General features: G+C 44.2%; 12 protein-coding genes and 1 pseudogene. 5 read left to right on the top strand and 8 right to left on the bottom strand.

The genetic code is table 11. The features are described from left to right. Nucleotides 1-26: 26 nt before the first annotated feature. From B0180_RS01685 to B0180_RS01675, 3 genes are all read left to right on the top strand, one after another. A complete protein-coding gene (locus B0180_RS01685) occupies nucleotides 27-3,182 on the top strand; it encodes a type I restriction endonuclease subunit R (protein ID WP_078255376.1) in 3,156 nt (1,051 codons plus the stop codon). Continuing rightward, nucleotides 3,182-4,345, top strand: a complete 1,164-nt coding sequence (locus B0180_RS01680; protein WP_078255375.1) for a restriction endonuclease subunit S — start codon at nucleotides 3,182-3,184, stop codon at nucleotides 4,343-4,345. Before B0180_RS01685 ends, B0180_RS01680 begins: the two co-directional genes overlap by 1 nt. A gap of 66 nt (nucleotides 4,346-4,411) precedes the next feature. Further along, nucleotides 4,412-5,956 (top strand): pyridoxal phosphate-dependent decarboxylase family protein, encoded by a 1,545-nt coding sequence (locus tag B0180_RS01675; RefSeq protein WP_078255374.1) that lies wholly within the window; start codon nucleotides 4,412-4,414, stop codon nucleotides 5,954-5,956. 68 nt (nucleotides 5,957-6,024) lie between these two features. On the opposite strand, the gene uvrC is transcribed toward B0180_RS01675, so the two are convergent. Next, nucleotides 6,025-7,875, bottom strand: coding sequence for an excinuclease ABC subunit UvrC (gene uvrC / locus B0180_RS01670; protein ID WP_078255373.1), 1,851 nt, complete (start codon nucleotides 7,873-7,875; stop codon nucleotides 6,025-6,027). A 94-nt stretch (nucleotides 7,876-7,969) separates the two neighbouring features. Here uvrC and B0180_RS01665 point away from each other — a divergent pair, with 94 nt between their 5' ends. Continuing rightward, nucleotides 7,970-8,479: a DUF4442 domain-containing protein gene (locus tag B0180_RS01665; protein ID WP_078255372.1), complete on the top strand. Its 510-nt coding sequence runs from the start codon at nucleotides 7,970-7,972 to the stop codon at nucleotides 8,477-8,479. Between the two features lie 37 nt (nucleotides 8,480-8,516). Here the strand turns inward: B0180_RS01665 and B0180_RS01660 are convergent, their stop codons facing one another. Beyond that, nucleotides 8,517-9,200 (bottom strand): phosphoglycolate phosphatase, encoded by a 684-nt coding sequence (locus B0180_RS01660; protein ID WP_078255450.1) that lies wholly within the window; start codon nucleotides 9,198-9,200, stop codon nucleotides 8,517-8,519. A 526-nt stretch (nucleotides 9,201-9,726) separates the two neighbouring features. Here B0180_RS01660 and B0180_RS01655 point away from each other — a divergent pair. Next, nucleotides 9,727-10,272: an outer membrane protein gene (locus B0180_RS01655; RefSeq protein ID WP_078255371.1), complete on the top strand. Its 546-nt coding sequence runs from the start codon at nucleotides 9,727-9,729 to the stop codon at nucleotides 10,270-10,272. A gap of 105 nt (nucleotides 10,273-10,377) precedes the next feature. Here B0180_RS01655 and gluQRS read toward each other — a convergent pair whose 3' ends face one another. From gluQRS to B0180_RS01625, 6 genes and pseudogenes are all read right to left on the bottom strand, one after another. Beyond that, on the bottom strand, nucleotides 10,378-11,295 hold the full coding sequence (gene gluQRS, locus B0180_RS01650) for a tRNA glutamyl-Q(34) synthetase GluQRS (protein ID WP_078255370.1): 918 nt from the start codon (nucleotides 11,293-11,295) through the stop codon (nucleotides 10,378-10,380). Between the two features lie 4 nt (nucleotides 11,296-11,299). After that, nucleotides 11,300-11,719 (bottom strand): RNA polymerase-binding protein DksA, encoded by a 420-nt coding sequence (gene dksA / locus B0180_RS01645; protein WP_049236611.1) that lies wholly within the window; start codon nucleotides 11,717-11,719, stop codon nucleotides 11,300-11,302. Nucleotides 11,720-11,814: 95 nt separating this feature from the next. Next, a pseudogene (locus tag B0180_RS01640) lies at nucleotides 11,815-12,674 on the bottom strand (metallophosphoesterase). Then, nucleotides 12,667-13,470, bottom strand: coding sequence for a metal ABC transporter permease (locus B0180_RS01635; protein ID WP_078255368.1), 804 nt, complete (start codon nucleotides 13,468-13,470; stop codon nucleotides 12,667-12,669). Before B0180_RS01635 ends, B0180_RS01640 begins: the two are co-directional and overlap by 8 nt. Then, nucleotides 13,467-14,243, bottom strand: coding sequence for a metal ABC transporter ATP-binding protein (locus tag B0180_RS01630; RefSeq protein ID WP_078255367.1), 777 nt, complete (start codon nucleotides 14,241-14,243; stop codon nucleotides 13,467-13,469). The genes B0180_RS01635 and B0180_RS01630 overlap by 4 nt, the downstream gene beginning before the upstream one ends. After that, nucleotides 14,221-14,736, bottom strand: coding sequence for a transcriptional repressor (locus B0180_RS01625; RefSeq protein WP_078255366.1), 516 nt, complete (start codon nucleotides 14,734-14,736; stop codon nucleotides 14,221-14,223). Before B0180_RS01625 ends, B0180_RS01630 begins: the two co-directional genes overlap by 23 nt. Between the last annotated feature and the right edge of the window lie 90 nt (nucleotides 14,737-14,826).

Below are 14,826 nucleotides of genomic sequence, written 5' to 3'. Positions count from 1 at the left end.
TTACAAATGTATTTAAGGAAAAAACCATGACAACCCAAACCACCCCCATCACTGAAACCAATCATTTTATCGTACTGGATAAATACGACAAAATGGATCAGGTCGGTAGCTATCAGACCGAGAGTGAAATGGAAAAGGAGCTCATCACCGACCTTACGGATCAAGGCTACGAATATCGCACCGATCTAAAGACGCATGATAAATTACTTGCCAATGTCCGCGTGCAGTTACAGAAGCTGAATAATACAACATTCACTGATTCAGAATGGCATCGCTTCGTGGCTGAATATTTGGATAAGCCCAGTGAGCATATGATAGAAAAAACTCGTAAGCTGCATGATGACAGTGCTTATGATTTTGTGTTTGATAATGGGCGTATCCAAAATATTCATCTGCTGGATAAGACGAATCTGGGCAATAATACGCTGCAAGTCATTCATCAGTTTGAGCAGACGGGCAGTCATAAGAATCGTTACGATGTCACCATATTGGTCAATGGCTTGCCTTTGGTGCAGATTGAATTAAAAAAACGGGGCGTAGCTATCCGAGAAGCCTTCAACCAAATTCATCGGTATTCTAAAGAAAGCTTTAATAAAGAAAACTCACTGTTTAAATATCTGCAGATTTTTATTATCAGTAATGGCACCAATACCCGCTATTTTGCTAATACTACTAAGCGAGAAAAGGGCAGCTTTGAATTTACGATGAACTGGGCAAGGGCGGACAATGTCCCAATTAAGGATCTAAAAGATTTTACGGCGACCTTTTTTACCAGAAATACCTTGCTGAATATTTTGATCAAATACTGTGTTTTTGATAGCGGTAATACCTTGCTGATTTTGCGCCCCTACCAGATCGCGGCGGCGGAGCGGATCTTATGGAAAATCAACAGTTCGCACAACACCAAAAACTACAGCGACCCTAGCAGTGGCGGTTATATTTGGCATACAACAGGCTCAGGCAAGACCTTGACGAGCTTTAAGACAGCGCGTCTTGCGACACAGCTGCCATTCATCAAAAAAGTATTTTTTGTGGTGGATAGAAAGGATTTGGACTATCAGACCATGAAAGAGTATCAGCGGTTTAGCCCTGATAGTGTCAATGGCTCGGAGAGCACCAAGGGACTTAAGGCAAATCTTGAAAAAGACGACAATAAAATCATCGTCACCACCATTCAAAAGCTCAATAATCTCATGAAGTCGGAGCAGGGCTTGGCTATTTATAGCGAGCCTGTGGTGTTTATTTTTGATGAATGTCATCGCTCGCAATTTGGCGAAGCTCAAAAAAATCTGACCAAGCGGTTTAAGAAATTTTGTCAATTTGGTTTTACAGGTACGCCTATTTTCCCCGCCAATGCCATCGGTGCTGAGACGACCGCCAGCGTTTTTGGCGAACAGCTGCACTCTTATGTCATCACCGATGCCATCCGTGATGAAAAGGTGCTTAAGTTTAAGGTGGATTATCACAATGTCTTACCAAAGTTTAAAACCGATGAAAACGAGCAGGATTTAACCAAATTATCCGCCGCCGAGAACCGCAAGGCGCTGATGCATCCTGAGCGAATTCGTGAAGTCAGTAGCTATATTTTGGACAGATTTCATCAAAAAACTCACCGTAACAACGCCACAGGCAAGGGCTTTAATGCCATGTTTGCGGTCAGTAGTGTGGACGCTGCCAAACTGTATTATGAAACACTCAATGATCTCCAAAAAGACCGTGCCAAGCAGTTAAACATCGCCACGATTTTTTCTTATGCCGCCAACGAAGAACAAGACGCCATCGGTGAGATTGAAGATGAGGGCTTTGAGGTGACGGCGATGAATGCCAGTGCCAAAGAGTTTTTGGCAAAGGTGATTGATGATTATAATGCTAAGTTTACAACCAATTTTAGTGTGGATAGTAAGGAATTTCAGAACTACTACCGAGATTTAGCAAAACGGGTCAAAGACCAAGAGATTGATTTACTGATCGTCGTCGGTATGTTTTTGACGGGCTTTGACGCCCCAGCATTGAACACCTTGTTTGTGGATAAGAATCTACGCTATCATGGGCTGATCCAAGCCTATAGCCGTACCAACCGCATTTATAATGCTACCAAGACCTTTGGCAATATCGTCACCTTTCGCAACCTAGAGAAGCCAACCATTGAAGCCATTACCTTATTTGGTAATCGCAGTACTCGCCAAGTGGTGCTAGAGCAGCCACTAGATAGCTATCTGGATGGCTATACTGATGTGCTGTCAGGGCGTGCCCATCGTGGCTTTGTGGATATCGTCAATGAGCTGAACGAACGCTTTGGCGAGCCTGATCATATCATCACCGAAAAAGACAAAAAAGAGTTTGCCAAACTGTTCGGCGAGTATCTGCGCGCCGAAAACGCGCTACAAAACTTTGATGAATATCAAGCGATGGCAGAGCTCAAGCGCCTGCCACAGATCACTGATGAGATGGAAGAAGCCACAGCAGCTCAAATCAGCCAAAGCATCCAAGACATCCAAAATAAATATCAGCTTGATGACGAAACCCTAAGTAAGCTACAAGCCATTCCTATGCCAAGCGAGCGTATGATACAGGATTACCGTTCTACTTATAACGATATTCGTGACTGGAGTCGCCGTGAAAAAAATGCCGAAGAGCAAGCCAAATCTACCATCAGTTGGGATGATGTCGTCTTTGAGGTGGATTTATTAAAATCCCAAGAGATTAATTTGGATTACATCTTAGAGCTGATTTTTGAACACAACAAAAAAACCAAGGATAAGACCATCATCGTTGATGAAATTCGTCGTCTGATCCGCTCAAGCTTGGATCATCGTGCCAAAGAAAGCTTGATTGTGGATTTTATCAATCAAACCGATCTTGACAATCTGCCTGATAAAGCAGGCGTGATAGAAGCGTTTTATCGATACGCTCAGAGCGAACAAAAAAAAGAAGCCGATGCGCTAATCATTGACGAAAATCTCAATAAAGACGCTGCCTTGCGCTATATCGCCACATCGCTAAAGCGTGAATATGCCAGCGAAAACGGCACAGAGCTTAACGATATTCTGCCAAAAATGAGTCCGCTCAATCCACACTATCTCACCAAAAAACAAAGCGTTTTTCAAAAGATCGCTCATTTTGTGGAGAAGTTTAAGGGCATTGGTAATTTGGCAGGGTTATTTAATAAGGAAAGTGACTGATGGCACAGCATTCATTTTTGGAAAACTTACTCAATGGGCAGGCGGTTGAGTGGAAGCCATTGGGGGAGATTTTGGTCAGAACCAAAGGAACAAAAATCACCGCAGGTCAAATGAAAGAGCTGCATAAAGAAAATGCACCCATTAAAATATTTGCAGGTGGTAAGACATTTGCTTTGGTAGATTTTGATGATATTCCCCAAAAAGATATTAATAATGAGCCATCAATTATCGTGAAATCAAGAGGAATCATTGAGTTTGAGTTTTATGACAAACCCTTTTCTCATAAAAATGAAATGTGGTCTTATCATTCACAAAATGAAAATATAGAAATTAAGTTTGTTTATTATTTTCTGAAACAAAATGAACTTTATTTTCAGAAAATTGGCTCAAAAATGCAAATGCCGCAAATTGCAACACCAGATACAGACAAATTCTTAATCCCCATCCCACCCCTATCCGTCCAAAATCAAATTGTGCAGATTTTAGACGCATTTACCGAACTGAACGCCGAGTTGACCGCCGAGCTTGATATGAGACAAAAACAATATGAATACTATCGAGAGTTGCTCTTAAACTTTGATGATGTAAATAGCAGGGGGGGGGAGAATAATCCTTTCTTTGGCGAAAATTTGGTATGGAGGACTTTGGGCGAGGTTACGAAGTATGAACAACCAACTAAGTATATTGTTCAATCAACTGAATATTGCGATGAATATGAAATACCAGTTTTAACAGCAGGTAAGACTTTTATATTGGGTTATACCGATGAAACAAGCGGCATTTGTTCAGCTGCAATAAATCCTGTTATTATTTTTGATGATTTTACAACGGCAAATAAATGGGTGGATTTTGACTTTAAAGTTAAATCATCAGCAATGAAAATCATCACATCAGCTGATGAGAATCAATTTATATTAAAGTATATTTATTATTGGTTAAATACCTTACCAAAATTTGATAATACAGACCATAAGCGTCAATGGATTAGTAATTTTTCTAATAAAAAAATCCCAATCCCGCCCCTTGACACCCAAGCCAAAATCGTTGCCATGTTGGATAAATTTGACACGCTGACCCAGTCCATCAGTGACGGCTTACCGCGTGAGATTGAACTGCGTCAAAAGCAGTACGAGTATTATCGGGAAGTTTTGTTGTCGTTTTAACAGTCTAAGCACTGCCAAAATTGTGCTACAATAATGACATCTCCACCAACTAGGAAATCCTGCATTATGCCAACTTTTGACCAACACAGACAAGCACTCCTTTGTAATGACCCTGCATCCATCGCCGACTATGAGCGTGCGATGACCGATGCCGTGCAAGCCGTCAAAGCATGGCTACAAAACGATAAAATGTACACCGGCGGCAGTATCAGCGAGCTGCGCTCTCAGATTGCCTTTACCCCTGCCAAAGATGGCTTGGGCGTGGATAAGGCATTGGAGCGATTGGTTGAGCTATTTTTAAACAAAAGCCTAAAAGTCCATCATCCGCATTCGCTGGCTCATCTGCATTGCCCAACCATGGTAACCAGTCAAATCGCTGAAGTGCTGATTAACGCCACCAACCAATCCATGGACTCATGGGATCAGTCGCCAGCAGGCTCACTGATGGAAGTTCAGCTCATTGATTGGCTGCGTCAAAAGGTCGGCTATGGCAGTGGCACGGCAGGCGTGTTTACTTCAGGGGGCACACAGTCCAATCTGATGGGTGTGCTACTGGCTCGTGATTGGTGCATTGCCAAGCATTATACAGACAAAGAGGGCAAGCCGTGGTCAGTGCAGCGTGATGGCATTCCTAGCGATGCCATGCAAAAGGTCAAGGTCATCTGCTCAGAAAATGCCCATTTTAGCGTCCAAAAAAACATGGCAATGATGGGGATGGGCTTTCAATCCGTGGTTACTGTCCCTGTCAATGACCATGCCCAAATGGATACCGCCGCACTTGAAAACATCATGACCGATCTACAAAATCAGGGCAATCTTGTGGCGTGCGTGGTGGCAACCGCAGGCACGACAGATGCAGGGGCGATCGATGACATCAAAGCCATTCGCAAGCTGTGTGATAGATTTGGGGCGTGGCTACACGTGGATGCGGCGTGGGGCGGTGCCTTACTGCTGTCTAACGACTATCGGGATATGCTTGATGGCATTGAGCTGACCGACTCGGTCACGCTTGATTTTCATAAGCATTATTTTCAAAGCATCTCATGTGGGGCGTTTTTATTAAAAGATGAGACCAATTATCGCTTTATGCACTATGAAGCCGAATACCTAAATTCTGCCTATGATGAAGAGCATGGCGTGCCAAATTTGGTGTCTAAATCTTTACAGACCACTCGCCGTTTTGATGCCTTAAAGCTGTGGTTTACGGTTGAGGCATTGGGTGAAGAGCTCTACGGCTCCATGATTGACCACGGTGTCAAACTCACTCGTGAAGTGGCGGAGTATATTCGTGCCACCGATGGCTTGGAGTTATTGGTTGAGCCACAGTTTGCGTCTGTGCTGTTTCGTGTTGTGCCAAAAGATTATCCTGATGAGTTTATCGACAGCCTAAATCAAAACGTCGCTGATGAGCTGTTTGCCCGCGGAGAAGCTAATATCGGCGTAACCCGCGTCATTGACAGTAAGCAAAATGTTCAGTCATTAAAGATGACCACATTAAGCCCCATTGCCACGCTAGATAATGTCAAAGCGTTATTGGGTCAAGTGCTCGCTGAAGCGGACAGAATCGGTGATGACATCAAAAATGGCACTTACACACCGCCGATTGATTGATATTTGAATGCTTTTGACTTAATAAAAAGCCGCTTTGATGACTCAGCGGCTTTTTATTATTTATATTATTATTCATGCAGCGCCTTATAAATCGTGCCAGCAAGCACCGTACCGATGCCTTTGACTTGGGCGATTTCATCTTGGGATGCGCCAAGTAGCTGCTGTATGCCCCCAAAATGATTCAATAAATCTCGTCTGCGTACCTGCCCAAGACCAGGGATGACCTCAAGCACCGAGCCTGAGCGCTTTTTGTCCCTTTTTTTACGGTGAGCGGTGATGGCAAATCGGTGCGCCTCGTCGCGGATTTGCATAATAAGATGCAGCGCTTTACTATCAGCGGGCAAATCCAATGGTTCGTGATTTACAAAGTGCAGCACTTCCAAACCTGCTTTTCGTCCCTCACCTTTGGCGACACTGACAAGCAAGGTGTCATTTAATTTGCCAAGCTCGGTCAGTACTTCTATGGCGATGTTCAGCTGCCCTTTGCCGCCGTCGATCAATAATAAATCAGGCAAAGGATGCTTAGAATATCGGCGCGTTAGAACTTGGCGCATGGCAGCATAGTCATCGCCTGCGGCGATGTCATGGATGGCGTATTGGCGATAGTCGCGCTTTCTAGGTCCGCCTTGATCAAAGACAACACAAGAGCCGATGGCTGCCTCGCCCATGGTGTGACTGATGTCAAAACACTCGATGCGATCGATGGTATCCTCGGTAATGGGCTTTAAAATCTCTTTAAGCTGATCAAAGCGCGAGCCAAGCTCTTGCCCATCTTTGAGTTTGGTGGTCAGAGCGTTATTAGCATTTAAATTGGCGATGGAAAGCCAGTCATCACGGTGCGTAGTCACTCTGTGCTTGATCGTCGTGCGCTTATCAAACTGTGCTTGTAAAATATCTGCCAATACAGGCGCATCCTCGATAGCGACAGATGTGATGATCTCATCAGGCAGATCATCGCTCACCTGAAAATAAAATGACAATAAAAATTCTTTAAGACGCTCAGCATCAGTCTTGATATCAGGCTCGATGTCATCAGGAAAATAATTTTTACCGCCCAAGACTTGACCGCCACGCACTGTCAGGACACACACCGCCACCACGCCAGAGCGTACCGCGATGGCAAAGACATCCGCCTCGCCTTTTAGGCGAAACACTGCTTGTCTGGCTTGTAGCTCACTGATCATGGTAAGTCTATCGCGATAAAATGCCGCCTGCTCAAAGTTGAGCTCAGCCGCCGCTGTCTCCATTTTTTCGACCAAAATGGCTTGCACTTCATTAGAATAGCCTTGCAAAAACGCCAAAGCAGCGCGCACATCGGACTGATACTCTTCAGCGGAGACCATGCCGACGCAGGGCGCTTTGCACCGTTTGATTTGGTATTCTAGGCAAGGGCGTTTTCTAAGCTTAAAAAAACTGTTCGTGCAGCTTCTGAGCATGAAAAGTCTTTGCATCAGCTGTAGTGACTCTTTGGCACTACGCGCCGATGGATAAGGACCAAAAAACCGCCCTTGGACATGCTTGCCCTTACCCCGCCCAATCGACAGCCTAGGAAATTTATCTGTACTAACATAGATATACAGGTAGGATTTGTCATCTCTGAGCAGGACATTATAAGGCGGTCGATGATTTTTGATGAGATTTTGCTCAAGCAAAAGCGCCTCAGTTTCACCGCGTGTGATGATGATTTCGACATCGTGGATACGCTGCACCAAGGCTTGAGTTCTGGGGTGCTCGATCGTCTTGGCAAAATAGCTATTCACGCGATTTTTGAGCGATTTTGCTTTACCCACATACAAAATCTCGCCTGATTTGTTGAGCATTTTATAGACGCCTGGTCGATTGGGCAGGGTTTGTACCAAGGTTTTGAGCCGTTGGCGTCTTTGTGCGGGTGTTTCGTTTTCTAAGATGGTTATGGTCATTCTTGGATGAATTGCTCGTGTAGTATCATGTATTTGACTTTCTTTTCAAATATATCTGTGGCAAAATGGCTTTTTCAAGTCGTGGAGTGTGTTTATGTTTGCTCATACCAAATCAAAATTGGATAAACTTATCAAACAAGGCAAAAAAAGCACCTATCCACAGCTACTGCCTTATCTCATCAAAAAGCGTATGAATGCCTTTGCGCCGTTTGTTGGGGCGGGCATTCGTGTGCAGACGATGGATTTGGATAATGGGCTTTGTGTCATCGTGATGCCACTGACTCGCCTGAATCGCTATTTTGATGATAAGCAGTTTACCGGCAGTCTGATGATGATGACTGAACCATTTATCAAGGTGATCTTGGCGCATCGCTTGGGTAAGGATTATACCATCACAGACAAATCTGCTCACATTGAATTTTTTGCGCAAGCAGATTCGGCAGTGACAGCACGCATTCGAGTAGACACCAGCGAAATCGTTGAAATCATTGAGCTGACCAAAACTGGTGAACTTATCCGAGAATACGACATTGACATCGTCGATGCTCATCAAAAAGTCGTGGCGACCATCACCAAAGCTGTCGTCATCACCCCGAAAAATTAACCACGATCCAACAGATTGCCTTGAGTGTGAGTCATTGTTATTGATGATTTAAAATATAATCTGTCAAAGTATCAAAATCATCAAAAGCCGCATCAGGGTTCACAAGATCAATGGGTTCGCCATAATTATAACCATAACGCAGCGCAAGCGTGATCATATCGGCAGCTTGACCTGCCAAAATATCGTTTTTTGAGTCACCGACCATGATCGCTGCCGCCGGCGTGATGCCTAGCGTCTCACAGATGTGCAGCAAAGGGGCAGGATCGGGTTTTTTGACACTCAGCGCATCACCACCGATGACCAACTCAAACACATCTACCCATCCAAAGTGCGCCAAAATCTCAGGCAGGTAGCGAGATGGCTTATTGGTGCAGATGGCAAGCACAAACCCTGCCTGCTTTAAGCGCTCAAGCCCTTGGGTAACCCCTATATAGCTTTTGGTTTTATCAATCGTTTGGCGAGCATATTCCACCAAAAATATGTCATGCGCCAAATGTAGCGCCTTAGCATCATCAATCTTATGTGCAGCCAACGCACGCTCAACAAGCTTAAGCGATCCATTACCGACCCAGCTTTTGATGGTGTCAATTGGCATGACGGGCAACTCAAGCTGAGCATACATACGATTGACAGCCGCCGCCAAGTCAGGGGCGCTGTCGATCAGTGTACCGTCCAAATCAAATATAATCAGGCTTTTAGTGTGTGGTGCAGAATTTGTCATCATATGTCTCATCGGGGCTAATCAATAGTGCGGAGCAATCAAAGCATCATCAATGAATTGTAACACAGCGCATAAACTTTGGAGAATTTTGATATCCATAGCAATAATTGGCGTCAATCATGGTCAAATGAGTTGTTTTTGATTACCATAAATGACGATTTTTGATTTAAAGTTTTTATAATGATAAAAATAAAGTTGCTTTTTGGATCTTTATGCACGGATCATAGCGACTTTAGGCTAAAACTGACAAATTGTTGTCATAATGGCGTGGTCAGCGGCGCAAAGATTTCCTCATATTTGTCAAATGCCTGTAAAAATTCGCCCACGTGAGCAATCATGGCAACATTTCATTGCAATATTTGGCTGAATTTTGCCAAAACAGGGAATTTTTTGCAAAACTTTACACAGCGCCTATAAAACACGCACAGTCAAAATGAAATATTTTGTTACTATAGAACCATCTTCTTAGACAGCGGAAAAACCCATCCAAAGTCTAAAAATTGATTAACTACTAAGGAGAAAAACGATGAAAACTCTAACAAAAACTTTACTTGCTCTTTCTGCCTCGTCACTATTGGCTGTCAGCGCTAATGCAGCGATCAGCTACGGCACATCAGCAGAAGCACAGCCTTATGTGGGTGTGAAGATCGGTCAAATTGATGCTGATCAAATTGACGGCAAAAACACTGCTTATGGCGTGTATGCAGGTTATAACTTTGACCAAAACTTCGGTGCTGAAATCGAGTATGTCGGTTCTGACACAAAAGACTTCAATGTTGGTACTCGTCCAGTTGAAGGTGATGTGAAATCTTATGGCGCTTATGGTACATATCGCTACAATTTTGTCAACACCCCATTTTATGCCAAAGGCAAACTGGGCGTTGCTAAGACTGAAGTCGATGTGACCAGCCGTGATGCCATCCCTTACACTGATAACAGTGATAAGACAAGTCTAGCAGGCGGTGTGGGTGTTGGTTTCAAACCAGCAGCTAACTTTGGTATCGAAGCAAGCTACAACTACTTGTCAAAAGATGCTGATATGTTTGGTCTAGGTGCTCATTTGGCTTTCTAATTGCCAATTGAATAAATAAAAAAAGATCCTTGAATAAGGGTCTTTTTTTATGGCTATTTACTAGTTAAAAATTATTGGAGATGAACATGCCAAACTGAGGCTTGGTCAGATGACAGCCAAAGTATGACGCTGCTTTAAAGGGCTATTATCCCAATATTCAACGGCATGATTAAGAATTTCATGAGGTTTGGCACCACGCATCTCCTCATCGGTGCGCTGACCTAAGAGCTTTAGTGCATATATCAGTGTTTCACTGGGCTGTTTTGTATCTATTGGCGTCGCAAGATTTTGTTTGGACAGCTTTTGACCATCTGAATTCATCAATAAAGGCAAATGATAGAAATAGCTCGGTGTCGGTAAGCGGCATTTGTGCAGAATATCAATTTGAGCCACTGTCATGGGCATGATATCTAGTCCGCGCATGATGTGCGTGATGTTTTGTAAGCCGTCATCAATCGCGCAAGCTAAAATGTAATTAATCATTTGGTTTTGGCGCTTGACCACAACATCACCCAGGCTCAAAGCTGGATTATCCCAAATCACGCCTTGTAGCCCATCGATAAAAGCTGTCACAACATTGGGTAGCTGTAAGCGAAGTTTACTTTTGGGATGAGATTTATTCAAATTTTTATGCAGACAAAAGCGTGGATATAGGATGGGCTGATTGAGTGCGTGGGGTTCGGCGATGTGATTTCGGTGGGCATCGAGCTGTTTTCTTGAACATTGGCAGGCATAGGTGAGGTCAGACAGTTTATCGGATAAAAAATCATTATAAATGTCTGTGCGTTCGGATTGGTACACAACTTCCCCATCCCAATGCAGTCCAAGTTTATTCAAATCATGTAAAATGCTGTCTGTGTACTCAGGTCGACAGCGTTCAAAATCCACATCTTCGATGCGTAACAGCCACTCACCGCCCAATGATTTGATATGACAAAAGCTCGCCACCGCTGTCGTCAGCGAGCCCAAATGAAGATGATGTGTCGGTGAGGGGGCAAATCGTCCAATTGGTTTTGGTATCAATGGGTTATTGACCGTGATTTTGTTTTTCTTTGATTTCAGAGAGTGTCTTACAGTCGATGCACTGTGTCGCAGTTGGACGAGCTTCTAGGCGACGCAGACCAATTTCTGTGCCGCAAGTTTCACAAAAGCCGTAATCTCCAGTTTCAATTTCAACCAAAGATTTGTCAATTTTTCGGATTAGCTTGCGCTCACGGTCACGCGTACGTAGTGCCAGTGCGAACTCCTCTTCTTGAGTGGCTCGGTCGTTGATGTCTGGCATGGTATTGGTTTCTTCGTGGATATAAGCCTTTGTGCGCTCAGCTTCCGTTACTAACTCTTCGCGCCAGTTTTTTAAGATGGTGCGAAAATGCGCCAACTGTGCATCAGACATGTAGTCTTCGCCATCAGTGGGCTGATAAGGGGTAAAGGTGGCTTCGTTTGTCATCCCGTTTCATCCTTATGGGTGGCAAGCGTTCGTGATGAATTAAAGCTTGCGGGTCATTAAACTGCCTTACGGCAAAAAAAATTGCAATTACTATATCAAAAGATGATTAAAATAGCTAATATTAATTTGCAATCATTAAGACAAATTAGCGCGTATTTTGCACCATTTGGATGTAACTTGATATCGTATCTGTGTTATCAATCTGTATCACGCGGCAGCCGGCAGGCGTGTTAGCAATTTGAAAATCATCGACAAAAGGCATGAATTGACGGTCTGTCGAGGGGCAGCTAAGAAGCTGAACTTGGTGCGCAAGTAGTGGCTTTAGAGTGTGGACTTGGTGCACATGCCCACACAAAATCGTGTGAACATGAGCGTGCTTTTTAATCACACGCCAAAAATCTTGATGATTTTGGAGTAGATAGTCGTCTATCCAAGCTGAACCAACCTTTGTGGGATGGTGGTGTAGGGCGATGAGGGTGTGTTCAGGGTGAGTGGCTAATGTTTGATCAAGCCATAACAAAGTTTGATCATCTAACGCGCCAAATATTTCACCTGGCACGCTGGAGTTGAGTAATAAAAGCTGCCAATGATGCCCTGCTTGAAAAGTATATCGATAGCAGTTTTTTAGGCGCTGATCGGGCAAAATCGGAACATGTATCCGCTCGTGGTGCGCCAAATGAATGCCAATTTCGTGGGTCACATCATGATTGCCAGCGACAGCCAAATAGGGTGCTTTGGTTGCTTGCAGCTGATCAAACAGCCAGTCATAGGCATTGCTATTGCCGTCATTCACCAAATCGCCTGTCAAAAGCCATAAATCTGGGTTTAGGTGCTTTACTGCCCCAAAAACTTCCAAAAAACGCTGATAACTGGGCGCTTGACCAATTCTACCTGTCAGATGAAGATCGGATAATTGAATGATCTTAAAACTGTGATTGTCGGTGATGTTAGGCATATTTGCTCAATATTTTTTTGCAGGCAAAGGTGGCAAAAAAGCCAATGGCAAGCATCAGTACGATTGATAAGCCTGTTTGAATATCAAGCCACACACTTCCCCATACCCCTGCGGTAACAGCAATTTGAGCAAATACGATCGATAAAAATACCATCATCGTTGGTGATCGTGCAAACAGACGGGCGATCAAGGCGGGTAAGATCAACAGTCCGCTGATTAATAAGCTGCCAACTGCCTGCAGCGCTACAGCACAAAAGCCCGCCAAAAGCCCCATAAAAAATAGGTGCTGATGCATAGGATTGATGCCCTGAATTTGAGCCAGTGCTTCAGAAGTTGCCAGTTTGACTTGAGACTGCCAGATGAGTTTTAAAATGATCAAACCGATTGCAATCAGCGCGCCAAGCCTTGGTAAATCCGACCAATCAATATCAAGCAAGCTACCAAACAAAAATCCAAGCACATTGGCTTGCTGCTGAGTCAGCTGAGTGAGCGTCAGCAGTCCCAAACAAAGCAGTGTGGACGCCAGTACTGCCAAAGTGGCGTCATTGGGCAGTCTTTTATCTTTGAGCAGCGTTAAGGCGATGATGACGGCAATGCTAATCATACCAATGCCCAAATCGGCAGGCAGTTTTAGCCATACGGCGAGCGCCACGCCAAGCAGTGCACCATGCGCCAAGGTGTCCGAAAAAAAAGCCATACGCCGCCATAAGACCAAGCAGCCTAAGGGCGCGGATAATAATGCAATCAATACACCAGCGATCCAAGCAGGTGCGATAATTGGTAGCCAGTCACTCATGCGGTATCTCGATGTTTATGACCGCTCTCAAGATGCTCATGATCCAGATGGTGATCGCAGTGGGTGTGTTGATGTATATAAGGTGCTTGATAACCAAAAAGCTGCACAAATTCAGGCGCGATCGCAATTTGACTTGGTACGCCTTGACAGCAGATGTGCTTATTTAAGCAGATGACGCGGCGAGAGCCTTTCATGACCCAGTGTAAATCGTGTGACACCACAAGCATCGCACACTGTAAAAAGTCAGGCAGCTGATCCAAAAACTGATACAGCCAGCTTTCGCTTTCGGGATCCAGCCCTTGCATGGGCTCATCAAGGATTAAGAGTTCAGGCTTATCCAATAAAGCACGGGCAAGTAGTACGCGCTGTGTCTCACCACCTGATAAATGATGCATCTGTTTGGGTAATAAAGATGTAATGGACAGCTTGTCAAAAATGTCATCTTTTTGAGCTTGAGTTAATCGCTTTGGATTGGCTTGTCTAAGTAAATCGATGACGCGTAAGGGCAGGATGGTTGGTACATTAAAGCGCTGCGGCACATAGCTGATATGATGCACTTTTTTGGTAATTTTACCTTTAGTAGGCGTCAATAAACCTAAAATAAGCTTAACCAAAGTGGACTTGCCTGCACCATTTGGACCGATCAAGCTGATCATCTCGCCTGCATGAATACTCATGCTGACACCACTGACCAAATCGCCATCACTCACACGATAGCTGACTTGGTCTAACTGTAAGATAAGGGGGGTGTTATAACTTGCTGCGGCAGTCACGGCAGATGCCTTTGAGTTCTATGATGCTGCGCTCAACCAAAAACCCTGCATCTTTAGCAGCAAAATTCATCATGCTATCAACAGGAAGATTGCTGCATTCTTCCACTTTTTGACACTGTTGGCAGATCAAAAACGCTGCTGCATGTTGATCTCTGGGATGACAGCAAGGCACATACGCATTCATGGAGCTAAGCTGATGAATCAAACCTTCTTCAATCAAAAACTCCAATGAGCGATATACGGTCGGCGGTGCAATATTGGTTTTTTTTGCATTGACATCAGACAAGCGGCTTTGCTGAAGTGCGCTGATCAGGTCATATGCCCCCATCGGTTTGTCTGCCTGCAAAATCAGCCTAAACACTTCTTCGCGCAGCGGTGTAAATCTAGCTCCGCGTTTGGCGCAGTAGGCTTTAGCATCAGCCAAGCGCTGCTCGGGATTTTGATGATAGCCGCTATGATGATGGCTATGGCAATGATGATGAGCTGAATGCATAATAACCTTTTAAAATTAGGCGTAAAGTCAATAATCGTAAATCATATCCGATCAATAGGTATAAAATAAGCCAACCACCCCAGCAAATTG

The sequence above is a fragment of the Moraxella canis genome (assembly GCF_002014965.1).
In the GTDB taxonomy this organism is placed as follows: Bacteria; Pseudomonadota; Gammaproteobacteria; order Pseudomonadales; family Moraxellaceae; genus Moraxella; species Moraxella canis.
The sequence above is the reverse complement of the archived record's forward strand: the minus strand, read 5'-3'. Positions and strand labels throughout refer to the sequence as shown.

What these genes read in the sequence shown, in the direction of transcription:
- B0180_RS01680 (WP_078255375.1), top strand. Translation starts at nt 3,182, where the DNA reads ATGGCACAGCATTCATTTTTGGAAAACTTACTCAATGGGCAGGCGGTT.
- B0180_RS01635 (WP_078255368.1), bottom strand. Translation starts at nt 13,470, where the DNA reads ATGAGTGACTGGCTACCAATTATCGCACCTGCTTGGATCGCTGGTGTA.
- B0180_RS01655 (WP_078255371.1), top strand. Translation starts at nt 9,727, where the DNA reads ATGAAAACTCTAACAAAAACTTTACTTGCTCTTTCTGCCTCGTCACTA.
- dksA (WP_049236611.1), bottom strand. Translation starts at nt 11,719, where the DNA reads ATGACAAACGAAGCCACCTTTACCCCTTATCAGCCCACTGATGGCGAA.
- B0180_RS01625 (WP_078255366.1), bottom strand. Translation starts at nt 14,736, where the DNA reads ATGCATTCAGCTCATCATCATTGCCATAGCCATCATCATAGCGGCTAT.
- B0180_RS01685 (WP_078255376.1), top strand. Translation starts at nt 27, where the DNA reads ATGACAACCCAAACCACCCCCATCACTGAAACCAATCATTTTATCGTA.
- B0180_RS01660 (WP_078255450.1), bottom strand. Translation starts at nt 9,200, where the DNA reads ATGACAAATTCTGCACCACACACTAAAAGCCTGATTATATTTGATTTG.
- B0180_RS01675 (WP_078255374.1), top strand. Translation starts at nt 4,412, where the DNA reads ATGCCAACTTTTGACCAACACAGACAAGCACTCCTTTGTAATGACCCT.
- uvrC (WP_078255373.1), bottom strand. Translation starts at nt 7,875, where the DNA reads ATGACCATAACCATCTTAGAAAACGAAACACCCGCACAAAGACGCCAA.
- B0180_RS01665 (WP_078255372.1), top strand. Translation starts at nt 7,970, where the DNA reads ATGTTTGCTCATACCAAATCAAAATTGGATAAACTTATCAAACAAGGC.